We start from the raw sequence: 23,663 nt of genomic DNA on the forward strand, positions 1-23,663 counted from the left end.
GATAAAATTCTTACGCAATCAAGCAACATTATTTACGAAAAAAGCCAACATAAAAAAGCAGATACATTGCATATCTGCTTCTCATCACTTTATTTAGCTAACGTTTGCAGTTCTTCAAAAAATGTAGGATACGATACACCTACTGCTTCTGCATCTTCAATCGTTGTTTCTCCTTCAGCTATACAGCCGGCAATCGCAAGCATCATTCCAATGCGGTGATCACCGTGACTATGTACTGTATTTCCTTTTAGCTTACATTTACCGTAAATAATCATTCCGTCGTCGGTCGCTTCAATACGAGCTCCTAGTTTCGTTAGTTCCGCAACGACTGTATCGATACGATTCGTTTCTTTCACTTTTAGCTCGTGTGCATCTTTAATGACTGTAATTCCATCTGCTTGTGTTGCCGCTAAAGCGATAATTGGGATTTCATCAATCAGTCGTGGAATGATATCTCCACCGATTTCGATTCCTTTCAGCGGCGATGTTTCAATTGTAATATTTGCAGCAGGTTCTGATGCTCCTTCGTTAATCTGCTCTACAGTAAACGTAGCGCCCATTTTCTCAAGAACATCAATAATACCTGTACGAGTCGGATTCATTCCCACATTTTGTAATAGTAGTTTACTATTTGGAATAATTGCACCTGCTACTAAGAAAAATGCCGCTGATGATACATCACCTGGCACTTGAACATCTGTTGCGGTTAACTTCTGTCCTCCTGCTAGTTTCACTGTTTTCCCCACGCGAGTTACTGTAACGCCAAACGCCTCAAGCATTCTTTCTGTATGATCGCGGGAAATATGAGGTTCTGTAACAGTTGTTACACCTTCTGCGCGAAGGCCTGCAAGTAAAATAGCTGATTTCACTTGTGCACTTGCTACCGGTGAAGTATATTCAATCGCCTTTAAATTCCCGCCTCGTATTGTGAGCGGCGTAAACGTTCCTTCTTTTCGGCCATCAATTTTTGCACCCATTTGCTTTAGTGGATTTGTTACACGTTGCATCGGTCTCTTCGCAATTGAAGCATCACCTTGCACGCAAGAAAAGAATGGTGTGTTTGCAAGTATTCCTGACATTAATCGAATCGTTGTACCAGAATTACCAACATCTAATACAGCTTTTGGCTCTTGTAAACCTTCTAATCCTGTTCCAATTACCGTAACTTCGTCTCTATTTTGTGTAATCTCTACTCCCATTTCTTTAAAACAAGAAATAGTACTTAAACAATCCGCACCAGGAAGAAATCCTTTAATTGTTGTTTTACCTTCCGCGATTGCGCCAAACATGACAGCACGATGGGAAATTGATTTATCTCCAGGGATTGTAATTGTACCATTCAATCCGTTATTTACAGTTTGTACTGTTTTTTCTTTCACGTTGTCACCCTCCTCATTAAATTGTTTCATACGTTTGGTATTCTTCTTTTCCGAGCGCAATTTTTGCCTGCGTTCGATCCTCTTCTCTTTGGAAACTAATTCGTAAAACTCCGAGCAATCCTTCTCGCGCTTCTAATATTTGCAAGTTCGTAATACTAATTTCTTCTTCTGCTAGAATGCTTGTGATATGGGCTAATGCCCCTACTTTATCTAAAACGTCGACGTATAAGTCGTGATAGGCAGGAATCGCCCCTCTTTTTCGAACTGGTAAAGAGTCACGATATTCTTTCGCATCTGCAAAATAACTTTGTATTTCTCCTGCATCTCCTTTAGAAACCGTCTTATATAGCTCTTCCATTTCTGAAATCCATTCTTCTAATAGTTCCAATAAATGCCCGCGATTTTGCTTTACGATATCACTCCACATTTTCGGACTACTTGATGCAATACGTGTTATATCTTTAAATCCGCCTGCCGCTAGTTGATGAATAAGCGGATTATCACCAGCATGTTTCTCAACTTGTTTTACTAATCCTGCTGCAATTAAATGTGGGAAATGACTAACTATTCCTGTTATATAATCATGTTCTTTTGTATTTAATACAAGAAAATGAGAGCCTGTTCCTTTTAACCATTCTTTTAGCTCGTCTACTTGATCCGCCTGCACGTGATTCATTGGCGTTAAAATGTAAAATGCGTTTTCAAAAAGGTGTGCCTTTGCACTTTCAACTCCTGTTTTGTGAGAACCTGCCATCGGATGACCGCCGATAAATGAAACTTTCTTTGTTAATAAAGCTTCCGCTTCATTCATGATTGTCCCTTTCGTACTTCCTACATCGGTAACAATGACATCTTCTCGTAAATGAAATGATGCAAGTTTGTGTAACAACTTTTTCGTTTCTTCAACTGGAGAGGCAAATACAATTAAATTTGCCTCCTCACATGCACGCTGTAAATCTACTGCTACTTCATCAACTACATGTAATTCTTTTGCGCGCTCTACTTGCTCTTTAAATATGTCATAACCGATAATCGTTACATCGTGCTCTTTTTTAATCGCTAATGCAAGAGAGCCTCCTATTAATCCAGTACCGATTAATACTACCTTTTTACACATTTGCCTCATCTCGAGACTTACCTTTTTTATTTTCAAAGTGTTGTTTTAACACTGAAATCACTCCTTCATTTTGTTCCCTAGTTCCGATTGTAATACGGACACCATTTGGGAACGGACGAATAATAAACCCTGCATGCGCACAAGCTTCATAAATTTCCCCAGCATCATCTACCGGCAAGAAGATAAAGTTCGTTTGCGACGGATAAAATGGAATTTCATTTTCTGTACAAAAACTTTCGTATTGTTGTAATCCTTCTGTATTAACACGAACTATTTCTTCAATAAACGCTTCATCGTTAAAAGCAATCGTCGCTGCTTTTTGCGCTAATGAAGATACGTTAAATGGCAAACGTACGACATTTAATTTCTCGATTAACTCTTCCTGTCCAATCGCATAACCAACGCGGAAAGAAGCTAATCCGTACGCTTTAGAAAACGTTCTAAGTACAAGAATGTTGTTATGTTTTTCTAGAAGCGGTAATGTCTCAGGGAAATCTTTTGCTGTTACGTATTCATAGTACGCTTCATCAATGACAATTAACGTATTTTCACTAATGCTTTCAATGAATTGAGTCAATTTTCGCTCATTCACATATGTGCCTGTCGGGTTGTTCGGATTACAAATCCATACGATTTTTGTATGTTCATCAACTGCTGAAGAAATTTCATCTAGATCATATACACCGTTCTTTAAAGGAATTTCTTTCACTTCACAGCCTTCAATAATTGCATGATGACGGTACTGAGGGAATGTCGCGCCAGCAGTTACGATATTATCTCCTTTACAGAGCACTGCACGACTTATAATTTGAATGACTTCATCAAGTCCACTACCACAAAGCACTTGTTCCATTTGCACTTGTAATTTCTCTGCAATTGTTTGACGGAGTACTTCAGCACCTCCGTCAGGATATAAAGCATGTTCCTGCCACAATTTTTGTAATTCTCCTAAAACACGAGGTGAACAGCCAAATGGATTTTCATTTGATGCTAACTTAACAAATGAATGATTCCCGTATATTTCTTTCATTTGCTCTGGTGATTTACCTGGTTTATACGGTTGTAATGATGATAGTTGATCTTTTACTCGCATGTTAAATCCACCTTTTCATTAAAATTCTTTTGCGTATTTGTTATGTTGCGAAATATTTTGTTTTAGTAATTCCATGCGATCTTTTCCGAATTGCTCGACTAGTGCACCGGCAAGTTCCCATGCAACGACAGCTTCAGCTACAACACCTGCTGCTGGTACTGCACAGCTATCAGATCTCTCAATACTCGCTTGGAACGCTTCTTTCGTATCAATATCTACGCTTGCTAACGGTTTATATAATGTAGGAATTGGCTTCATTACGCCTCTTACGACAATTGGCATACCTGTTGTCATACCGCCTTCTAAACCGCCGGCATTATTCGTATTTCTCGTGTATCCTTTTTCTTCATCCCATAAAATTTCATCGTGCACTTTACTTCCCGGCTGTCTTGCCGCTTCAAAACCAATTCCGATTTCAGCACCTTTAAACGCATTCACGCTCATAATAGCACCGGCAAGTTTTGCATCTAATTTGCGGTCGTAATGAACGTAGCTACCAACTCCAATTGGCATTCCTTCTGCAACGACTTCGACAATACCGCCTATAGAATCTCCGCTACTTTTCGCATCATCAATCGCATTCATCATCTCTTGTTCTACTTCTTTATCTAAACATCGAACTGGTGAATTTTCAGTTATCGTTTGAATTTCTTCAATTGGTAAGTTTGAAATACGCTTCGCTTGTACCCCACCAATTTCAAGAACATGTCCTGCAATTTCCACACCTAGTTCTTTCAAAATTTGTTTCGCAACTGCACCAGCAGCAACACGAACTGTCGTTTCTCTTGCAGAAGAGCGCTCTAATACGTTTCTTATATCACGATGGCCGTATTTAATTGCCCCGTTTAAATCCGCATGTCCTGGACGTGGTTTCGTTATAGTACGTTTCATTTCTTTACTTTCTTGCTCCGAAATTGGTTCAGCACCCATTACTTTCGTCCAATGTTTGAAATCATCATTTTTTACGATTAACGTAATTGGTGAACCAAGTGTCATTCCGTGACGTACACCACTTGCAATTTCAACTGTATCTGTTTCAATTTGCATGCGTCTTCCGCGCCCATGCCCTTTTTGTCTTCTTAATAATTCTTTATTAATATGTTCCGCTGTTAATGTTAAACCTGCTGGTACACCTTCTAAAATAACTGTTAACTGCGGCCCATGTGATTCTCCAGCTGTAATGTATCTCATTTCTCTTGCCCCTTTACTATTTTTTTGTACAAAAAAGTCCCTACTGAGCGCTCAGTAGGGACGATGTTTATCGCGGTACCACCCTAGTTGTAGACTTCTTTCGTCTACCTCTCTTCTTCTTTAACGATCGTTTGACCGTCTTTCTCTCCAAAAGTTGGCGGGAAAGATGCTCCAAGGCTGTAATTCATGCTTACCTTTGTACTGATTCACACCGGCCATCAGCTCTCTTTAACAGTGAGATAAGCACTACTGTTTCCTCTTCAGTGCATTTATGATATGGAATTAAGATAATTTATTTTTGAAACCTTTTAACTCATCCATGAATCTATGGAATTCTGGAATATCCATTTGTTGCGCAGAATCTGATAACGCAACTGCTGGGTCTGGATGAACTTCAGCCATTACTGCATCTGCTCCAATAGCAAGTGCTGCTTTCGCTGTTGGTAATAGTAAATCTCTACGTCCAGTTGAATGTGTTACGTCAACGATAACTGGTAAATGTGTTTCTTTCTTTAAAATCGGTACTGCTGAAATATCTAATGTGTTACGTGTCGCTCTCTCGTATGTGCGAATACCGCGCTCACAAAGAATAATTTGGTCATTACCTTGTGCAATAATGTATTCCGCTGCATTAATGAACTCATCAATTGTTGCTGCTAAACCACGTTTTAATAATACTGGCTTATTAACTTTACCTACAGCTCGTAGTAAATCGAAGTTTTGCATGTTACGTGCTCCAACTTGAATTACATCAACGTATTCTAGCGCCATTTCTACGTCATTCGGATTTAAAATTTCACTAATAATCGCTAAGTCGAACTCATCTGCTACTTGTCGTAAAATTTGTAAACCTTCTACTCCTAAACCTTGGAAATCGTATGGAGATGTTCTCGGTTTGAAAGCACCACCGCGCATTAATTTTAAGCCTTGGTCTTTCATAGCTTGCCCTACTTGGCGAACTTGCTCTAAACTTTCTACCGCACAAGGTCCCATGATGAACGTTTGTGTTCCGTTTCCAATCAATTCACCTTTAACATTAACAATTGTATTTTCTTTTTTCTTTTTACGTGAAACTAGTAATGCTTTACGGTTATCATCTTCTTGTAATTCTAAGCTTGCTTTGAAAATCGTTTTGAAAATATGTTGAATCGTTGACGTTTCGAATGGTCCTTCGTTATGCTCTGCAAGCATATCAAGTACTTCACGCTCACGTACTGGATCAAAGCGTTTCGTACCTTGTACTTGTTTTTGCTCCCCAATCTTTTGAACGATTTCACCGCGTTTGTTTAATAGGTGTAATAGTTGTAAGTTAATTTCATCTACCTGTTTACGTAATTGATCTAATTCATGATTTGCCATTTGGAAATCCTCCTCTAATGTTTTAAAAGTATAGTAAGAGAATAAAAAATTCTCTATTTTCTGAACTGGTTAATTATACAAATTTAAAGTGGAATCGATACCTCTTCTTATTTTAAACTAATAATTACCATAAAGACACTAACTACTAGTTAATAAGCCACTTTTTTGTACAAAAAAGCCCTACTGATTCAATCAGTAGGGACGATATTTATCGCGGTACCACCCTAGTTGTAGACTTATTTCGCCTACCTCTCTTCATTGTTAACGATCATCTGACCGTCTTTCCCTTCATAAAGACAATAACTATCTTTACTACGAAAAAGATGCTCCAGGACTGTAATTCGCTCTTGTTTTTGTACTGGTTCGCACCAACCACCAGCTCTCTGTTACAGGGAAACAACAACTACTGCTTTTCCTTTCAATGCATGACTATTTTATTTTCAAGTTGGACCACTAAAATACAAAAAGTCCCTACTGAATAAATCAGTAGGGACGATATTTATCGCGGTACCACCCTAGTTGTAGACTAACTTTCCGTCTACCTCTCTTCACTGTTAACGATCATTTGACCGCTTTTCCTTCATAAAGACAATAGTATCTTTACTACGAAAAAGATGCTCCAAGACTGTAATTCATGATTATCCCTGTACTGGTTCACACCAACCACCAGCTCTCTGTTACAGTAAGACTAACCACTACTGTGATCTCTTCATTGCACTTTGTTTATTCAAATGTTTTTGAAATTGAATAAGTATGATTCGTATTATAGAACGCTTTTCAAAACACTGTCAATAACTTTTTATATATTTTTTAAAAATTCCACTTCCGCCCTATGATTCCTCTTGTAAATTCTCCGTTACGATTCCGATGCGAATTATTTCATTTTCTATTAAATTTAATACATGTCTTTCTACTTCATACCTGGTTAATAGTTCTTTTATTTGTATGATCTCACTTTCAAGTAAATCGGCTTCTTGACACGTCTGCAGTAAAGTGAAAAACACATTTGCATACAATTCTTTATACGCTTTCATACGCTCTTTCTTTTCAAGTATCTCTATAAACAACTGTTTCATTTCTTCTTGATTAGATTGTCCCTCCACACCTTGAAATTTACTAGAAATAATATTTAATCCTTTTTCTAAAACCTCATCCATGCATAAAACAATACGTAAAAGCATCATATATTCTCTCGTTGTTATTACGCCCATTTTCGGACGTTCTCTTAAAAACACACTAAGCCACGCTGTCCAAAATTTTTGTTGTTCCTTACCACTTAACGTTTTTACGTAGTAGCATAAATACTGCATAAACTTAATTTTATTCTCTTCGTTTTCTTGCATCAAAAGTGGATATAACCAATCTGTTTTTTGCTCCCAATATAATACGCATTTAATAAATACAAAGCTAAGCCATTTTAAAAATGCTTCTCTCGTATATGGATGTAGTGCATCTAAATGTTCTACTGCATACTTAATATATCGTCTTATTTCTGTAAACAAATGTAGATTAATTTGCGTATAACATAATCCCGCCCACGCATATTTCGTAAGCTCACTTTCTTTCTTTAAATCTAAGTAAGGTAGTACATTTTTCCGACACCATTGCTTCTCAATATGGTATAAAAACGTAATATCTGCTGTTAAACGAGCTAACATAAAGTTCGTTCGTTCCGAAGTAACCCTTACCTGTTCTTCAAATAAAAATAAATATTCATATACATTGCGATCATATAAGTGATCGTACGCTAACAGTTTTAGCAATACAGCTGTCATCTTCCCAACAGGATGCTGTATAGACTCATTGTAAAACTCTTGTTTTCCAATTTTAAAATCTGTTTCCCCTCTCATAACATGTGGAAATACTGAAAAAGCAAAGCGCTTTATAACCCGTATACTGTTTTCTTCTAGCTCTTCTAATCGATTGCTAATTTCATATAGAAAACTACTAATTAGCCAATGAAAAGTAGTATTTCGAGAAAACTTCTGCAATAACGGAATAATCCTTTGAATTTGCTCACTCGTTAAATTCCTATTATTTCGCCATTCTCTAATACACACAAACCATACTTCATTACTAATTTCGTGCACGCCTACTAGTTGATAAGCAAACGAAATACTCCACTCTACATTCAATTTACACGCTTTTGATAACATCTCTAAAAAATGGCGTTGTTCAAAAACACCGTCTCTTGAAAATTGCCGAACTTGCTCCATTATTTCATCGTCTTTCAGCTGCAGTAATCCATCAGCTGTTACATTGCATGTAATACGTTGTTCATTTTCCTCTTTCTTTGGAACACTGTATAGATCTGAAGAAAAATGGGGGTGTTTCTGTTTCATTAGCTCGTATCCTTCCGCCGTACACTTACTATTCGAATCACACGTGAATAGTAAGTCTAATACAAGACAAGCATCAAACGTCCTCTCTTCTGCAAGATACTCTAATACATGTTGAATTACTTCTTCTTTCGTTTCCTCTAAAGCATCTGCGTAATAATTCTTTAAAAGTTGAAACACTTCATGTTTACATGTGAAATCTAACAGAACATCTACATGTAACAGCCACTTCAGTTTGTCATCCGCTGTAACGAATACATTATTAATCATTGCTTCAATTGCAATTCGCTTTTGAAGTACACTATCAGTTTCTATCATTTCTGTAATATAATGATTTGCTTTTTTCTCATTGTTTTCACATAAATATGTAAGACACTCTTTTACAATTTGAATTAAAAATGTAAAATCATTTTGCTGTAACTCCTGCTCTGAAATTTCTCTATCTCTTTTTTTCAGTGCATTTTGTCTTAATGACAATAGTTGTATTTTTTCTAACCCCGTAACCATAATCGGATTTGCGTAGTAAGTAATATGTGGTCTCATTTTCTCTTTCCAAATTCGCTCCACATGAGAAAAAATAGGCATCGGTATACGACTCGATTCCTCGAGTTCAATCGACTCTTGCGTATCATTTCCCCATTTTCTTACACGCTTCAATTTAAGTTTCCCGTCTAAAATAAACGTTAATAGCAACAAGCCAATTTCTTTATGCTCAGGGAAAGAACATTTTTGCAATAAATATGTGATCATTTCAATAGAGCTACTATCTTTCTCTGCTGTTTCTAATAAAAGCAATGTCCATCTTGCAAACAACAAAGGGTCCATCGTTTCTTTCGTTTCGTTTAAGTAAGTACAAATTGTTCGCCACCATAACGGGGATATTTTAGAATGATTTTTAAAAATCAATTGAAATAGTTCTTTTTGATGACTAAATAGAAATTGCTCCACTAACCATTCCGCAAGCAATTCATCTACTTCATCATAATTTGCTGTAAGCAGAAATAAATTTCTTAGTTTCCCTTCTGCTTCAAGCCATTCCACCCATTCATAATCACGAGCAAATTCAACGAAGTACCGAACGGTTTCAATTTTTTTTATTGACTGTTTTATATAGGATAATTGCTCCTGCTCTACTGATGGAGGAACGGTTACAATATCACGAATACGCATTCTTTTCGTAATATAATTATCCCCCATTAATTCCGCCCACCGCTTCACCGCTTTCACAAGCGCCTGATGATTATTTGCTTTATTCGGATACACAATCGGTCTTATCCCTAAATGCTCCCAATGATATGTATTATCACCTTGTGCGACGAAAGCATAACGCCTTGTACTCGGTGGTAAGCCTGTTGCTAAATATTTCATTACAGGATCATTATGACTATACCCAACGAATAAAACAGTGTAATTTGAAAATAAATCAACTAAAAATCGTCTCGCCCATCCTTCTGTTAAGTAAGCCCTTCCAAAATCACCATCCGTTAAAATTAAAGCTTCTTTCTCTTGTTCTACATTCCCATGTATGTAAGCCAACCCTTTAAACGCTCTCCCTGTCGGTAAAGCAGGTGCATAATAAATATTCAGCTCTCTATTCATTTCTGTAATTACAGACGTAAAATGTTGATCAAAGTTTGTCGTTACAATTCGAACATCCGTATCTAACGGAAACAGCCTTGGAATCGCATAGTGTAATGGATTTGGTTTTGATTTTTCTATATTAACGAGGTCTCTTGCAACTTGATGCACATCTTTCGTTTTCGCAATTTTACCGAGATAATAATCGTGGGGTTCTGTCATCTCACGCCTTTCGACATATAAAGCTTTCGAAATTTCATCAACTAAATCATCGAAATTCGGTAAGTTTGATTTCCCCTTCATAGAAACTCCTGCTCCAACGAATAATACTAACTTACCTTGTTCAAGGTGATCGATTAACTCATCTGGAATTTCTACTTCTGAAGTTATCCACATCCCGGATTCCCCCTTACCTAAAAATGTCATACGCTCTCATTTCACTATAACATTTTTTAATTATTTTTTTAATATTTAGATAAAATTTCAGCATGATAAAGTTTTATATAAATTAAACCGTTCCAATGTATGAACTCCTGCATTTATTGTAAAACTATGTATAAATGGGAGGTGTAAATATTGAATGATATTACTGTAATACTTATCAAATTTATATCATGCATCATCGCTTTTAGTATCGGACTAGCTCTATTTTTCCCAGCAACGCTCGTCCAAATCATTTCTTTTAGTCTCTTCGTCACAATCGTTTCTTATATGTTTGTTGATAAAATTATTTTAAATCGAATTGGCAATTCCGCTGCCATTATGACGGATTTCTTACTTACGTACTTAAGTGTTTGGATTTTCGGTAATATTTTATTAGACAACTACATGCAAATTGCATGGGGCAGTATCCTTTCTGCCATCGTCTTTACATTATCAGAAGTAATCGTCCATCGCTTTTCTAATTCCCACACAAGGCACAGCAATGATAACATTCGAATTAATCGCCGGTTTGCATATGGCACGGAGTTTGCTGAAGAACAGAATGTGTTGGATAAAGATAAGAAGAAATAAAGCCATAATTACTGGTGCAAAAAAGTAGCTGTCTCATCAGTCGAATTTTTGACGATGTGGCGCTCCTTTTTGTTTTTTGTACTATCAATACGGTGAATGAAATTATATCAACGGTTCGACAAGAAATATCGATTTATCGACAACGTTTGATAGCCTATCTTCAAATAAAAAAGCTGCCCCATTAAGAGACAGCAACTTCTGTAATTACGCTTTTACTTTTAAATCTTTTAACGTAATAACATCTGCAAATGATCCAAACACAACATTATGATGTTTTACAATATCTTCAGCGCGTAATACATCTGTGTCAAATGTACTATGTGCATCACTTACTAATGTTACTTTATACCCTTCACTAAACGCTCTTCGCGTTGTCGTATCAACACAGTACTCTGTTTGCATTCCTGAAATAATAACATGCTCAATCCCTTTTCCTTGTAACACTTCGTTTAAGTTTGTCTTATGGAATGAGTCTGGAGTCGTCTTTTCAACGACAAGCTCCCCTTCTCGCGGAGCAATCGCCGCATGCACTTTCCAGCCATCTGTCCCTTTTTCTAATGGATGATCCTTAGGTCCATTATGTTGGATATAAATAACCGGAATACCATTTGAACGACATTCCCCAATGAGCTCTTGCAACGTTTCTAAAAACTTTTCCCCATTATGTACTGGGATTCCTGCTGTATACATACCCGCTTGCACATCAATAACTAGTAATACCTTTTTCATTTCACACAGCTCCCTTTATTTTTATAAGCCCCTGCATATTTATTATAATTGTTTATATTCTACCATCCAACAATCTTCTAATTTCCCCTCATGCAGTTCATGTTTCTTTAATATCTTCACCTTTTTAAATCCGCATTTTTCATAACAGCTTATCGCACGTTCGTTATTTACTTTAGGGTCCATTGCAATTGCTTCTGCACCCACTTCTTTCATAATGTATGTAATTGCTGCTTGAACGAGTTTTGTTCCAATTCCCTTTCCCCAATAGAGTGGTTCACCGATAAATTGGTCCATTCCCCATACATTCTGCGATTCTTCATATCCATATAACGCTTTCCATTCAGAATCAACTGGATACATTTGAATGTAACCGATTGGAACGGCATCAAATTCTATTAAACATCTTTTTTCATGACCGTTTGGATGATGTATAAAATGATCAAGCACCTTTTCTACAGATTGCGGATTATCTCGTCCTTCGTAATACTGCAGGACTTCTGGGTCTGTTAGCCATTTTGAAATGATAGGTGCATCGTTTTTTATTACGTATCTAACTAATAATTGTCCCTTTTGGAATAACATAGGTCACCTCCTTATTAGTTACTCTTATAATAACTTTTCTATATGCGGATAGTAAATTTTTCAAACAGCTTTACTTGCATAATCCCACAATAAGAAATTATTCTGTTCAACCTATACTGAGTATCATAAACTATTATTTAACTAACTAAAAGAATGTTTCCCATAATGAAGTTCTTTTGTAACAGGACCTAAAAAACTAAAACAATTTGGAGATGAGAATTTGAAATCAACATTAATTATTCTTCGAGGAAACTCCGCAAGTGGCAAAACAACAATCGCAAAGGAACTGCAAGAACATTTCGGGCAAGGGACACTACTAGTCTCTCAAGATGTAGTTCGTAGAGATATGTTAAAAGTTCACGACACAATGGGAAATCTGTCTCACGATTTAATTTTTGAAATTACGAAGTACGGAAAAGGAAAATGTGAATTTGTTATTTTAGAAGGTATACTAAACAGTCGTAGATACGGTGAAATGTTAAGAGAATTAATACATTATTTCGAAGGAAACGCTTATACATATTATTTTGACTTATCACTTGAAGAAACGATTAGACGGCATAATACGAGAGAAAAACGACTTGAATTTGGAAAAGATTTATTGAGTAAATGGTATAACCCACACGATACAATTGAGGTTAATAGAGAGACTGTTTTTACAGATGATTTCACGCAAAGAGATATATTTCATGCGATTATTACTGATGTTACGATACAAAAATAAGACTGACTCTTTTTGTCAGTCTTATTTTATTATGTTCCTTGTATTTCAGTTTTCATAACGGAACAATCTTTACATAAGTAATAATATATATTCATCTCACCGAACAGAAAATCAACTACTGAAATAAGTTCCCTTTCTTCAAGATCTTGTATAATTGTAGCAACATATTTCATCTCTTTCGAACAAGTTGGACATCCTAAATCTTCTGGAACATCATCGTATAGGGGCGCTCCTAACAATCTACATACATATTCCGAACCGAATAAGTCAAAAGCTTCCCAGTAACTATCTTCATCAGTAGGTATATCTTTATTTTTCATATTCGTTAGCTTTACATTAGTTTTTGGAAGATTGACCGGTAGCTTATACTCAGCTTCCATAATCCACTCTTCCGTATTGTCTTGTTTTATTATTTGTACCGTTTTGCCCCCATTACTTAATTGAAAATATTGCGGCTCCCACACCATCGCACAATTCAAGCAAGAGATGAATGGTAATACAATCAATTCAGCATTTTTAAGTTCAGCAAGTCTCTCATCTTTCAAATCAAAACAAAAAATTTGATGCATTTTCTCACCGCATAACTTACACAATGGTAATTCACAATCTTGACCACCGAAATAATGATTATATGAATCTTTCCCTTCCATTACTCTATACCCTTTCATTTCATTGCAATGTGCGCCATATAATTCCATTGTCATTTTTAATCCTCGCTTCATTTAAATCTGATCCACTTTATTATAAGAAAATAAACATTACAAGTCGTCATCTTCCTGAATAGTTTCTATAATAAAATCTTTTAAATTTGGGGCTATTTCTTCAATTTCAGCATCTTCGTGATACCAAATATATATTTCATCATCCATTATTCCGTTATTTATTTTAAAACACAATTTATCTCCTGAACCATCGTCACCAATTATAATAAGATCTTCAGGCATATGCTCATCGCTCAACTCAACGTTTTGTCTAACTATATCATCCCAAGTTTTCACTAAATTTCTATTATCTTTAATAGGATATAGTATCCATTCTCCTATTTCGGCGTTATTAACTAATTTAAAAAGATCCCTATATTGTGCTGGAAAAATAGCACCTAACTTTTCTTCGGTTTCTTTTATATGTAATTCAAATACTCCTTGTTTCTTTGTTTCAATATATCCTCTTACTTTTTTCATGAAATACACCTGTCCTTTAAACTGAATTACAATATTGTAATTCAAAATATAATTACCAATAAACCGCAACTTCATCACTTTCAGCCTGATTACTCCAACAATTATGTTATATAAAAATGCTATGTAAATGATTTAATCGGTTTTATTTGTATATTTCATTATACGTTAACTCTTCGTTGCCATCATACTAGTATTCTGTATTTCCCGATAAATTTCAGTTCCACACCCAACCACAAACTCACTTAAATAAAAATTAAAACTCAGCTCGTTCTTAATATATTTGTATTTTATAGACATACTACAAGTTTCATGTTTAATTTAAGTTTTGGTGCAGATTTAGCAACACATCCCTTGAAAAGCCTATGTCAGATCAACAAAGTTTTCCAATGAATTACACTAACTCAAAAACAAAAGCCAGTCTCAATATTAGAGAACTGACTTCTATTTGGATAACTATAATTATTATAAAACTTTTACTTTAACAGTTTGTCTTCCCCAGTTCATAGCTTTACTTTTTGAACCCATTAAAACATCAATACGATTTCCTTTAATAGCACTACCAGTATCACCAGCAATAGCTTCTCCATAACCTTCTACCCATACTTTAGATCCTAATGGGATTACCTTCGGATCCACTGCGATAATTCTCATATTAGGATTTGCCGTTAAATCATGACCCATCGCAGTTAAAACGCGTCCACCATATGTACCATTTTCACTTGGATCAGCAGTATATGCTGTCGCTACTACCGTTAATTCACGTTTAGCAGACTGTGTGTTATTTTTAGATACTTCTTGTGTCTTTGTTGCTTCTTTTGCTTTCGCTTCTTCTTTCGCTTTTTCTATTTCTCGTGCTTGCGCTTCTTTCTTAGCCTTTGCTATTTCCTGCGCTTTTGCTTCTTCTTTTGCTTTTTCTATTTCTCGTGCTTTTGCTTCTTCCTTAGCTTTTGCTATTTCTTGTGCTTTTGCTTCTTCCTTAGCCTTTGCTATTTCTTGTGCTTTTGCTTCTTCCTTAGCTTTTGCTATTTCTTGTGCTTTTGCTTCTTCCTTAGCTTTTGCTATTTCTTGTGCTTTTGCTTCTTCCTTAGCCTTTGCTATTTCTTGCGCTTTCGCTTCTTCTTTTTCTATTTCTTTTACTTTTGCTTCTTCTTTAGGCTTTACTATTTCTTCTGCTTTCGTTTCTTCCTTAACTTTTACTCTCTCTGTTACTTTTGCTTCTTCTTTAGGCTTTACTATTTCTTCTGCTTTCGTTTCTTCCTTAACTTTTACTCTCTCTGTTACTTTTGCTTCTTCTTTAGGCTTTACTATTTCTTCTGCTTTCGTTTCTTCCTTAACTTTTACTCTCTCTGTTACTTTCGCTTCTTCTTTAGGCTTTGCTATTTCTTTTACCTTCACTTCTTTCTGCTCTTTTGTTGTTTCTTTCGCTTTTGCTATTTCTTGTACTTTTACTTCTTTCTGCGTTTTTACTTCTTCCTTTGCTTTAACTGCTTTTTGTACTTTCGCTACTCGCTTCGTTTTCTCTTCAGCTTTCTTTTCAATTGGTGCTGTACTTGATAGGAAAGAAACATTTGCATAGGCTGTTTTTCCTTTATACTCAAATTGCAGCCATCCATCTTTTACTTGATGTGTTGATTCAATTACATCATCTTGTTTCAGTCTGCCAAGAATTTCTGATTCTGTGTTTGCTTCAGTACGTACATTTAATAGGTTTGCTGTTACATGATAAATATCTTTTGTATACTCCGAACTTACAAACAATTCTTTACCATTTAAATCAATTTTTGACCATCCTTCTTCAGTATGTATGACCTTTAACTTTTGTCCTTCTTTTACTTTTTCGACAACTTTTGATTCCGTAGTTGGCTTTTCACGTACGTTGAGTACATCCGCTGTTACGATAGTTTCTGCGATAGCAGATGTGGTAAAAGCCCCCAATCCAAGAACTGTTGCTGTTGCTGCGCCAATTATTTTTTTCATAATAGCCTCCATTACATTTTTTTGAATTCTATGAAATCCTTCCATAAAATTAGGGGGTTCCACAGAGTATCAAAACATTTGTAACAGTATATTAATACCACTTAATATACTGTTTTTAAAACTTCCTACTCCAATATTATCAAATTTTCATTTCTAATTCTATACATTATAAATCTACTTATCTTCTATAAACTCTTCATGACCTTCTACTTCACACTAGATAGTTGTCGCAATTCCAGCCAAAAATAAACTTACAATTGCTAAAAATGGCGTTCCAGCTATTGCACCTCTTAAGTGAAACTTATAGTCTTTATATCCTTTCATTCCCTCAGTACTAGGAATAACAGCAAATCTTGGAGTAATCCAGCAAAATATAAGCCAATCGATTATTAATAAATCTACTAAATTGAAAATCATTACAATCCCAAAAGTATGTAAATAGGCTTCAATATACAATAATTTCCCATGGTGATGTAGTATATATGTAGAAACTAAAGGCGTTCCGAAGAGAATAATATTGTAAATAATTCCGAAATAAAATGTTTGTTTTTTTTCATTTATCGATTTTGGCAATACTACTTTTTGAATATCTTTCGGATAATCATTTAACCAAAGGCGAGGATTATAATATGTAGACCCTAATATCATAATAGACAGTATAAAAGACATGGAAATACCGACAATCACCATTTGTTCAAATTGCCCCACAAATGTCCCTCCTTATTTGAAATTTTGACGTACGTAATTCACTTAATTAGACATTGTATGCATGTTATGACTTAAAAATTATCTAATACCATTAATAAAAATTTTCATTACAATCCGCTTTTTCCTAACGTCCATTCTTATTTCTTGCAATATGCATGCAAATTTAATAAAGTGAACATCTAATTAGTGTTGTTGAATTTCGCTAATTATTACAGAGTACATATTTTTTAATTTACATAAAGAATGGATTGGTGAAACGAATGAAAATCGAACATATAGCAATTTGGGTAAATGATTTAGAATTAATGCGTACTTTCTATACAAAGTACTTTAACGGTAAAGCAAACTCTTTATATCATAACGAAGCAAAGCAATTTGAATCTTATTTTATTACGTTCGAATCTGGAGCAAGGCTTGAACTTATGCGTAAAAAAGGTATAGAAAATGAGCCTAACCTTAATATTACTGGTTATGCACATATGGCATTCTCAGTTGAAAGTGAAGAACGTGTAAATGAACTAACAAAAACGTTAAAAGAAGCTGGTTCTCCTTTATTAAATGGACCACGTTTCACTGGAGATGGCTATTACGAAAGTGTAATTAGTGATCCGGAAGGCAATCAAATAGAGATCACTATTTAACTATCGTTTATCTTTTCTGAAGAACTAATAAAAATTCGTTTGGAGGAACCCTATGCATAAACTGCATTTCAAAAAATTTGAAGCAACAGATTTTAGTCCGTATTTCCAGCTCGTATCAAATGAAAGAGTGATGGCACAAATTACAGAGCGTGCTATTCTGCTAGAAGAGGCACAAAACGACTATGAAAAATTGTTAAGGCGCAATGAAAAGCATAAACTGTTTGGGTCTTATAAAGTTTATGACAGTGCAACAAATGAATTTATCGGCCTTGGACATGTAACAGTGAATGAAGATAATGTAAAAGAAGCTGAAATTGGGTATATGATTTTGCCAGAGCACTGGGGAAAAAGATATGGTAGTGCAATTGCAAAGGAATTAATAAATATAGCGAAGCAGACAGATGTAAACGTACTAAAGGCAATTATCGATCCGAGCAATACCCCCTCTCGGAAGATTTTACTAAACGTTGGTTTTACATCTGAAAAAGTTTGCGAGATTGATGGATTACCTGGGGAGATTTTGAGTACATATATTTAAATATATAAAAAAGCAATGCTACATTTGAACTAACCGTAGCATTGCTTTTATCTTTTATTATTATAAAAGTCCATTTTCACTTTAATACGAACTAAATCATTATTTCTTTATCTCGTCTACTACACTTTGAACTAAAGAGATAAGAGCTTTCTTTGTATCCTCATCTGTTATTTTTGCATCATCACTAAATTTAGTGCGCACAGATGGGATTAATAGCGAACCATTTTGAACGACAATTGTATCTAGCATACCTAGCGTAAGTAATAATGATTCATGAGCTTTATCCCCTCCAGCAATCGACGGTGAAGCTGTTATAATAGCAACTGGCTTTTTATAAAGTTCCGCTGATGAAACAAGCCATTCTAATGCATTCTTCAAAACTCCTGGAATACTTTTTGCGTACTCTGGTGTACAAATAATAAGTGCATGTGCTTCACTTAATGTCTTTCGAAATTCTTCAACAACAACCGGTGCTCCAACTCGATCTACATCCGGATTAAAATGAGGTAGTTCCTCTATCCCATTATAAATAGTGTAATCTATACCTTCTGGAATAAATGCTGCTAAAGTTTTTAATATGTTTGTGTTGGATGATCCTTCCCTAATACTTCCTGAAATCGCTATGATTTTTTTGTGTATACTCATATGATCCTCTCCTACAAACATCATACTTATGCAGCCAGAGAAAAATCAAAAATATTGAACTATTTAACAAGCTGTACATTCATCAATTTTGACATCTTGCTTTTGATTCCCTAATAAAAATACTACTGTCTATAAATATCTTTACTTGTTAATTTATAAATAACTCGAAAGGCTTCTTGGTCTCCAGACTCCATTTTATACAGCCATTCTTTTAATTCTACTTCATCCAAAATTACGTTACCCTCTCATGATCTTTCACACTATATTCGCCCGTTTCTCACAAAAGGTTCATTTTACATAAAAATTTATTTATTACAATAAAGATATACTATATATTTTACAGAAAGGATGATTCGTATAATGAACAAAGAAGACAAACTTTATGCTGAAAATGTATTAAAACATCTCTTCATAGGAGCACAAGTTGATGGATTGCAATTTGGTATTTCTCCAGCAACTATAAAGATTCATTTTACAGATTTTGAAGCCACCGTTGATTATGACGGGCAATTATATGTCAACATCGAATCGAAATGGTGTTTATTTCATACTCCACCTGAAAAATATCCATCTAATGAGGGTGAATTTGACGATTATACTGAGGAAGAAGAATATAAGATAATATTTGAAATGAGAAGAAAAAAAGTTACAGACATACAACTAGGTAAGGCAACTCCGCATTTAATTATTACATTTAAAAATGGGCAAATCATGTTTGTAAATGGTTTTCATGACTATTATGAATGCTGGCAAGCTGGGGTCCAATTTGAGGATTGGCTTGTAGTTGCTGCACCTGGAAATGAAATCGCTACTTGGACTCCCGATGAATTTACTAATAAATAAGCTGTCAGAAATCACAATATAAAAAGTATATCTTGCACAAGGGGCAACAGATTTACGTAAATCAATTGATGGACTAGCGACTGTTGTAAAAGAAGAATTTGAAATTTAAAATCACCTCGTTTTAACAGGAAAAAGTGGCATTTTTACTTTTTCTAATGTTCACTAATGCTTATTGCGTGATTTGGTTCCATTGCTACACAAACCCCAATACCCACCCTTAGCTTGATTTGCATGTATAGTGCCCCTATTAGCATCAACGAGAAGGAATAGACCTTGTAAAAAAACATTTATAATTCCACTGATACGCAGAAAAATAAAAAGAGAATAATTCAGAAATTCCCTATGAATCATTCTCTTTTTATTTTCATATTTTAACATGCTGGATATGCCTTAGAACCCAAATAACGTTCTTTTACAAGTTGACGATGATGAAGCTCATGACCAGCAATTATGTTTGCTAATGCAAGAACCGTGACTTCAGAATTGTTCGCAATTCCCCTTTGTAACCAAGCTTCTTTATCTAAACTTTTAAGCAAATGCATAGTAGATTGGCGAACAACTATTAAATTCTCAAGAAGATCTTGCATAGATTGCTTATCAAAAGCTGCTCTAAGAACATACATATCATCGTTATATCCAGGAAGTTCTGCTGTCTCACCTCTTGCTATGGAAAGCAATCGATACGCCATAATACGTTCAGTATCCACAATATGACCGATTACTTCTTTGATACTCCATTTATTAGGAGCATATCTAAAATGTCCCTCACTATCAGAAATATCCTTCAACAAAAGATTCGTTTCCTTCATTTGTTGCTCTAGAATATGTATGATATCTCCATCTGGTATTAAGTTTATGTACGTTGAATAATACGGGTTGTATTCATTTGCCTCTGGTCTCTTTTGCATGCTTATCATCCTTTTTATTTTATCCTTATATACAAGTTATCATAAATTATTATCATATTAATCAAAAAAATTTAATTTTAAAACAAAATGTCCCCATCCTATAGGATTACATTAACAAAGCGGCTTATCCCCAAGCCCCCAACTAAACCATCTCCCATGCCCTTCCGTTTCCCCAACCGTTTCACAATATTCGTTTCCGTTAATATAATAATCAATATGAAGGTCCCGGTCCCACATGTTGTTATATAGGTGGAATACATCACGTTTTGCACCAATTTCTTTAATTTGTTTTTCTAGCGTATGTTTTACATTTTCAGGTATTTGATTTGCGACGTGTGTATGGAAAATGCAGATTACAGCATCTTCCCTTATTTGATTCGCAATGGCTGGAAGAAGTGCTACACCGTCCCCTTCAATTAATTGTACTGATTTTTCTTTTACAAGCGTTGCTGCTTGATCGAATAGTTCAAGTCTTTCTTTATGTTCTGGCCAAATAAGCGCGCGTAACCATAAATAATCTTCTTCATCATTTAAATTATTCACATGTAAATCTAGTCCGATTCTTTCCATAACAGGTGGACTTTGTTTTAAAAAGGAGGGCTTCTTCTCCCCTTTTATTTCTGATTGTAAATGAACATTTGATTGTCTATTTCCATACATTTCTTCCGTTCCATATGAATAACGATATTGATCCCAAAATAGTTGTAATCCCGCACTTGTACCAATTTCTATTAACGCCAATGGTTTGTTCACTTTATTAAATATGTAACAGAAACTTGGATATAAATAGGCACATCGTCTTACTTCATTCGTTTGAACAAGTTTCGTTTGTAATAAAGAGATAATTTCTTCTCGATATACATGGCAAAAATCTTTAAATTGGTAAAAGGCATTTTCAAAATTTATATCAGCATTTTCAACTAAACTTTGATAATAGTTTTTTAAACTGTGCTCTTTTCCTTTTAACAATAAATAATGGACTGCACCTAATAATAAGTTTGGGACTGGTTGACCAGGTTGTGCGTAGGAAGCTAACGTAAGAACTTCCTCATCTTCAGAAATTTTTATTGATAAGTATTCGTATAAAACACTCGATCCTTTACATTCATTCGCAGAAAAATTCCGAAATAAGTTTGCAATTTGTTCACGTGTAAGCAATGGTATCCCTCCTATTTAATTTTCTGAATAATCTTATCGTTTAAATGTTATTTATACTATTTTTTCACATTAAATGTTTCAAAATAGAATTTTACTAGTTCTCAAAGATAAAGAATTTAAGTATTTATAAGCTTTTTTGGGATAACATCAAACTGGAATTCTTCTCCAAATCTAGCTTTACTACTATGCAGTTTACCCTTATGGCAGAAGAATTCTAAGAAATAAAACGTTAAATAGTTTAAAATTATCAGATAACACTAGATATTTTACTCTATTAATTATTATAATAGAGTATGAGATGGTTATATAATTGAGACAAAAAAGATAGATTCCTAGGTGGGGCCTAGGCGGTGTTTTCTTTTTACGGCTTAGAAATAAAAAACACCTACTCTTTTTTGCCAATATAGGGGATGGAGAGATTATCATGAGCAACATGCAGCAAAAAACAGACGTTATCTTAATTGGCGCAGGAATTATGAGCGCAACGTTAGGATCATTACTGAAAGAATTGGCACCTGAATGGGAAATTAAAGTATTTGAAAAACTCGCAAATGCCGGAGAAGAAAGTTCTAACGAATGGAATAATGCCGGTACAGGACATTCTGCGCTATGTGAGCTTAACTATACATCCGAAAAATCCGACGGATCTATAGATATTGGTAAAGCTGTAAAAGTTAATGAACAATTTCAACTTTCAAGACAATTCTGGGCGTATCTTGTAAAAAGAAATTTAATTCGTAATCCACAAGATTTTATTATGCCACTACCTCATATGAGTTTGGTACAAGGGGAAAAAAATGTAGAGTTTCTAAAAAAACGTTTTGAAGCGCTTTCAAAAGATGCTCTATTCCAAGGAATGGAATTTGCTGATGCACCTGACACATTAAAAAAATGGCTTCCACTCATTATGGAAGGTCGTAATTCTAATGAACCTATGGCTGCAACAAAAATTGATTCTGGAACAGATGTTAACTTTGGTGCGCTAACACGTATGTTATTTGATTACTTAAAAACTAAAAATGTGGAGCTTAACTACAAACATAGTGTCGAAAATATTAAACGTGCGAAGAACGGTTTGTGGGAAGTAAAAGTACATGATATGAATAGTGGTAAAATCGAACACCATACTGCAAAATTCGTCTTTATCGGCGGCGGTGGCGGTAGCCTACCTCTACTTCAGAAGACTGGTATTCCTGAGTCAAAACATATTGGAGGATTCCCAGTAAGTGGACTATTTATGGTATGTAAAAACCAAAAAATTGTAGAGCAGCATCATGCAAAAGTATACGGAAAAGCTAAAGTTGGTGCTCCACCAATGTCTGTACCTCACCTTGATACAAGATATATAGACAACAAAAAAGCTTTACTGTTTGGACCATTTGCAGGCTTCTCACCTAAATTCTTAAAAACTGGCTCAAACCTTGATTTAATTGGTTCTGTAAAACCGAATAACGTCTTAACGATGTTAGCAGCCGGTGTAAAAGAAATGGGATTAACAAAATACTTAATCCAACAAGTTATGTTATCACACGAAAAGCGTATGGAAGAATTACGTGAGTTTATTCCGAACGCTAAAAGTGAAGATTGGGATACTGTCGTGGCTGGACAACGTGTGCAAGTAATTAAAGATACTGATGCAGGTGGGAAAGGAACACTTCAATTTGGTACAGAAGTTGTTAGTGCAAATGACGGATCAATCGCTGCGTTACTTGGCGCTTCTCCAGGTGCTTCTACTGCTGTCCACGTTATGCTTGAAGTATTAGAAAAATGCTTCCCAGAACGTATACTAGAATGGGAGCCAAAAATAAAAGAAATGGTCCCTTCTTACGGCGTGTCACTTACGGAAAATCCAAGACTGTTCCAAGAGCTTCACGCTTCAACAGGACGCACACTTGGGTTAAATGAAAAAGAAGCTGTTCACAATTAATGAATAGATTAAAAAAACGACATAATAAAAAC

21 protein-coding genes, 2 pseudogenes and 3 other annotated features are annotated in these 23,663 nt (G+C 35.2%); of the genes and pseudogenes, 7 read left to right on the top strand and 16 right to left on the bottom strand.

From position 1 onward, the window contains the following. Positions 1-89: 89 nt before the first annotated feature. From aroA to QCI77_RS14765, 6 genes are all read right to left on the bottom strand, one after another. Positions 90-1,379 (bottom strand): 3-phosphoshikimate 1-carboxyvinyltransferase, encoded by a 1,290-nt coding sequence (aroA, locus tag QCI77_RS14740; protein WP_044438257.1) that lies wholly within the window; start codon positions 1,377-1,379, stop codon positions 90-92. A gap of 16 nt (positions 1,380-1,395) precedes the next feature. Then, positions 1,396-2,496, bottom strand: coding sequence for a prephenate dehydrogenase (gene tyrA, locus QCI77_RS14745; protein WP_002084896.1), 1,101 nt, complete (start codon positions 2,494-2,496; stop codon positions 1,396-1,398). Beyond that, a complete protein-coding gene (gene hisC, locus QCI77_RS14750; RefSeq protein ID WP_113769263.1) occupies positions 2,489-3,589 on the bottom strand; it encodes a histidinol-phosphate transaminase in 1,101 nt (366 codons plus the stop codon). The genes tyrA and hisC overlap by 8 nt, the downstream gene beginning before the upstream one ends. A gap of 18 nt (positions 3,590-3,607) precedes the next feature. Further along, on the bottom strand, positions 3,608-4,780 hold the full coding sequence (aroC, locus tag QCI77_RS14755; protein ID WP_012261155.1) for a chorismate synthase: 1,173 nt from the start codon (positions 4,778-4,780) through the stop codon (positions 3,608-3,610). A 53-nt stretch (positions 4,781-4,833) separates the two neighbouring features. Next, positions 4,834-5,053, bottom strand: a binding site (T-box leader). A gap of 9 nt (positions 5,054-5,062) precedes the next feature. Then, on the bottom strand, positions 5,063-6,139 hold the full coding sequence (locus QCI77_RS14760; RefSeq protein WP_002013433.1) for a bifunctional 3-deoxy-7-phosphoheptulonate synthase/chorismate mutase: 1,077 nt from the start codon (positions 6,137-6,139) through the stop codon (positions 5,063-5,065). Between the two features lie 194 nt (positions 6,140-6,333). Continuing rightward, positions 6,334-6,570 (bottom strand) — a binding site (T-box leader). Positions 6,571-6,624: 54 nt separating this feature from the next. Further along, positions 6,625-6,861: a binding site (T-box leader), on the bottom strand. A 108-nt stretch (positions 6,862-6,969) separates the two neighbouring features. Further along, positions 6,970-10,482: a DUF4020 domain-containing protein gene (locus QCI77_RS14765; protein ID WP_353825133.1), complete on the bottom strand. Its 3,513-nt coding sequence runs from the start codon at positions 10,480-10,482 to the stop codon at positions 6,970-6,972. A gap of 150 nt (positions 10,483-10,632) precedes the next feature. Here QCI77_RS14765 and QCI77_RS14770 point away from each other — a divergent pair, with 150 nt between their 5' ends. Beyond that, positions 10,633-11,070 (top strand): YndM family protein, encoded by a 438-nt coding sequence (locus QCI77_RS14770; RefSeq protein ID WP_002168161.1) that lies wholly within the window; start codon positions 10,633-10,635, stop codon positions 11,068-11,070. Between the two features lie 204 nt (positions 11,071-11,274). Here the strand turns inward: QCI77_RS14770 and QCI77_RS14775 are convergent, their stop codons facing one another. Both QCI77_RS14775 and QCI77_RS14780 read right to left on the bottom strand, forming a co-directional pair. Beyond that, positions 11,275-11,799, bottom strand: coding sequence for a cysteine hydrolase family protein (locus tag QCI77_RS14775; protein WP_353825134.1), 525 nt, complete (start codon positions 11,797-11,799; stop codon positions 11,275-11,277). A 42-nt stretch (positions 11,800-11,841) separates the two neighbouring features. Continuing rightward, positions 11,842-12,381 (bottom strand): GNAT family N-acetyltransferase, encoded by a 540-nt coding sequence (locus QCI77_RS14780; protein WP_353825135.1) that lies wholly within the window; start codon positions 12,379-12,381, stop codon positions 11,842-11,844. Between the two features lie 220 nt (positions 12,382-12,601). On the opposite strand from QCI77_RS14780, the gene QCI77_RS14785 reads away from it, so the two are divergent. Further along, the gene (locus tag QCI77_RS14785) at positions 12,602-13,105 is read left to right on the top strand and encodes a kinase (protein ID WP_353825136.1); all 504 of its coding nucleotides are present in this window, start codon (positions 12,602-12,604) and stop codon (positions 13,103-13,105) included. 29 nt (positions 13,106-13,134) lie between these two features. Here QCI77_RS14785 and QCI77_RS14790 read toward each other — a convergent pair whose 3' ends face one another. The 4 genes from QCI77_RS14790 to QCI77_RS14805 all read right to left on the bottom strand — a co-directional run bounded on the left by QCI77_RS14790 (position 13,135) and on the right by QCI77_RS14805 (position 16,971). Beyond that, positions 13,135-13,809 (bottom strand): hypothetical protein, encoded by a 675-nt coding sequence (locus tag QCI77_RS14790; protein WP_353825781.1) that lies wholly within the window; start codon positions 13,807-13,809, stop codon positions 13,135-13,137. Between the two features lie 54 nt (positions 13,810-13,863). Further along, on the bottom strand, positions 13,864-14,286 hold the full coding sequence (locus QCI77_RS14795; protein ID WP_033715036.1) for an SMI1/KNR4 family protein: 423 nt from the start codon (positions 14,284-14,286) through the stop codon (positions 13,864-13,866). 462 nt (positions 14,287-14,748) lie between these two features. Then, positions 14,749-16,263, bottom strand: a complete 1,515-nt coding sequence (gene entB, locus QCI77_RS14800; RefSeq protein WP_353825137.1) for a cell wall-binding protein EntB — start codon at positions 16,261-16,263, stop codon at positions 14,749-14,751. A 216-nt stretch (positions 16,264-16,479) separates the two neighbouring features. Next, on the bottom strand, positions 16,480-16,971 hold the full coding sequence (locus tag QCI77_RS14805) for a hypothetical protein (RefSeq protein WP_002032812.1): 492 nt from the start codon (positions 16,969-16,971) through the stop codon (positions 16,480-16,482). A gap of 260 nt (positions 16,972-17,231) precedes the next feature. Here QCI77_RS14805 and QCI77_RS14810 point away from each other — a divergent pair, with 260 nt between their 5' ends. Together QCI77_RS14810 and QCI77_RS14815 are read left to right on the top strand one after the other, a co-directional pair. Next, positions 17,232-17,612, top strand: coding sequence for a VOC family protein (locus tag QCI77_RS14810; protein WP_033709223.1), 381 nt, complete (start codon positions 17,232-17,234; stop codon positions 17,610-17,612). Positions 17,613-17,664: 52 nt separating this feature from the next. Next, on the top strand, positions 17,665-18,150 hold the full coding sequence (locus tag QCI77_RS14815) for a GNAT family N-acetyltransferase (RefSeq protein WP_353825138.1): 486 nt from the start codon (positions 17,665-17,667) through the stop codon (positions 18,148-18,150). Positions 18,151-18,249: 99 nt separating this feature from the next. Here QCI77_RS14815 and QCI77_RS14820 read toward each other — a convergent pair whose 3' ends face one another. Next, positions 18,250-18,795 (bottom strand): NADPH-dependent FMN reductase, encoded by a 546-nt coding sequence (locus tag QCI77_RS14820; RefSeq protein WP_012261165.1) that lies wholly within the window; start codon positions 18,793-18,795, stop codon positions 18,250-18,252. Between the two features lie 90 nt (positions 18,796-18,885). Then, a pseudogene (locus QCI77_RS14825) lies at positions 18,886-19,025 on the bottom strand (sigma-70 family RNA polymerase sigma factor); the annotation flags it as partial. 130 nt (positions 19,026-19,155) lie between these two features. Between QCI77_RS14825 and QCI77_RS14830 the strand changes: the two are divergent. Next, positions 19,156-19,638: a hypothetical protein gene (locus QCI77_RS14830; protein ID WP_353825139.1), complete on the top strand. Its 483-nt coding sequence runs from the start codon at positions 19,156-19,158 to the stop codon at positions 19,636-19,638. Between the two features lie 34 nt (positions 19,639-19,672). Continuing rightward, positions 19,673-19,747 (top strand): annotated as a pseudogene (locus tag QCI77_RS14835) (hypothetical protein); the annotation flags it as partial. A 262-nt stretch (positions 19,748-20,009) separates the two neighbouring features. Here the strand turns inward: QCI77_RS14835 and QCI77_RS14840 are convergent. Together QCI77_RS14840 and QCI77_RS14845 are read right to left on the bottom strand one after the other, a co-directional pair. Continuing rightward, on the bottom strand, positions 20,010-20,546 hold the full coding sequence (locus QCI77_RS14840; protein WP_353825140.1) for a DinB family protein: 537 nt from the start codon (positions 20,544-20,546) through the stop codon (positions 20,010-20,012). A gap of 111 nt (positions 20,547-20,657) precedes the next feature. Further along, the gene (locus tag QCI77_RS14845; protein ID WP_353825141.1) at positions 20,658-21,704 is read right to left on the bottom strand and encodes a DUF2332 domain-containing protein; all 1,047 of its coding nucleotides are present in this window, start codon (positions 21,702-21,704) and stop codon (positions 20,658-20,660) included. A gap of 421 nt (positions 21,705-22,125) precedes the next feature. On the opposite strand from QCI77_RS14845, the gene QCI77_RS14850 reads away from it, so the two are divergent. Then, entirely contained in the window at positions 22,126-23,631 is a 1,506-nt protein-coding gene (locus QCI77_RS14850) for a malate:quinone oxidoreductase (RefSeq protein ID WP_353825782.1), read from the top strand. Positions 23,632-23,663 lie beyond the last annotated feature (32 nt).

Origin of the sequence: Bacillus cereus group sp. MG9 (assembly GCF_040459995.1) — a bacterium.
Classification (GTDB): domain Bacteria; phylum Bacillota; class Bacilli; order Bacillales; family Bacillaceae_G; genus Bacillus_A; species Bacillus_A mycoides.

What these genes read in the sequence shown, in the direction of transcription:
- tyrA (WP_002084896.1), bottom strand. Translation starts at nt 2,496, where the DNA reads ATGTGTAAAAAGGTAGTATTAATCGGTACTGGATTAATAGGAGGCTCT.
- hisC (WP_113769263.1), bottom strand. Translation starts at nt 3,589, where the DNA reads ATGCGAGTAAAAGATCAACTATCATCATTACAACCGTATAAACCAGGT.
- aroC (WP_012261155.1), bottom strand. Translation starts at nt 4,780, where the DNA reads ATGAGATACATTACAGCTGGAGAATCACATGGGCCGCAGTTAACAGTT.
- QCI77_RS14760 (WP_002013433.1), bottom strand. Translation starts at nt 6,139, where the DNA reads ATGGCAAATCATGAATTAGATCAATTACGTAAACAGGTAGATGAAATT.
- QCI77_RS14765 (WP_353825133.1), bottom strand. Translation starts at nt 10,482, where the DNA reads ATGACATTTTTAGGTAAGGGGGAATCCGGGATGTGGATAACTTCAGAA.
- QCI77_RS14775 (WP_353825134.1), bottom strand. Translation starts at nt 11,799, where the DNA reads ATGAAAAAGGTATTACTAGTTATTGATGTGCAAGCGGGTATGTATACA.
- QCI77_RS14780 (WP_353825135.1), bottom strand. Translation starts at nt 12,381, where the DNA reads ATGTTATTCCAAAAGGGACAATTATTAGTTAGATACGTAATAAAAAAC.
- QCI77_RS14790 (WP_353825781.1), bottom strand. Translation starts at nt 13,809, where the DNA reads ATGACAATGGAATTATATGGCGCACATTGCAATGAAATGAAAGGGTAT.
- QCI77_RS14795 (WP_033715036.1), bottom strand. Translation starts at nt 14,286, where the DNA reads ATGAAAAAAGTAAGAGGATATATTGAAACAAAGAAACAAGGAGTATTT.
- entB (WP_353825137.1), bottom strand. Translation starts at nt 16,263, where the DNA reads ATGAAAAAAATAATTGGCGCAGCAACAGCAACAGTTCTTGGATTGGGG.
- QCI77_RS14810 (WP_033709223.1), top strand. Translation starts at nt 17,232, where the DNA reads ATGAAAATCGAACATATAGCAATTTGGGTAAATGATTTAGAATTAATG.
- QCI77_RS14815 (WP_353825138.1), top strand. Translation starts at nt 17,665, where the DNA reads ATGCATAAACTGCATTTCAAAAAATTTGAAGCAACAGATTTTAGTCCG.
- QCI77_RS14820 (WP_012261165.1), bottom strand. Translation starts at nt 18,795, where the DNA reads ATGAGTATACACAAAAAAATCATAGCGATTTCAGGAAGTATTAGGGAA.
- QCI77_RS14830 (WP_353825139.1), top strand. Translation starts at nt 19,156, where the DNA reads ATGAACAAAGAAGACAAACTTTATGCTGAAAATGTATTAAAACATCTC.
- QCI77_RS14840 (WP_353825140.1), bottom strand. Translation starts at nt 20,546, where the DNA reads ATGCAAAAGAGACCAGAGGCAAATGAATACAACCCGTATTATTCAACG.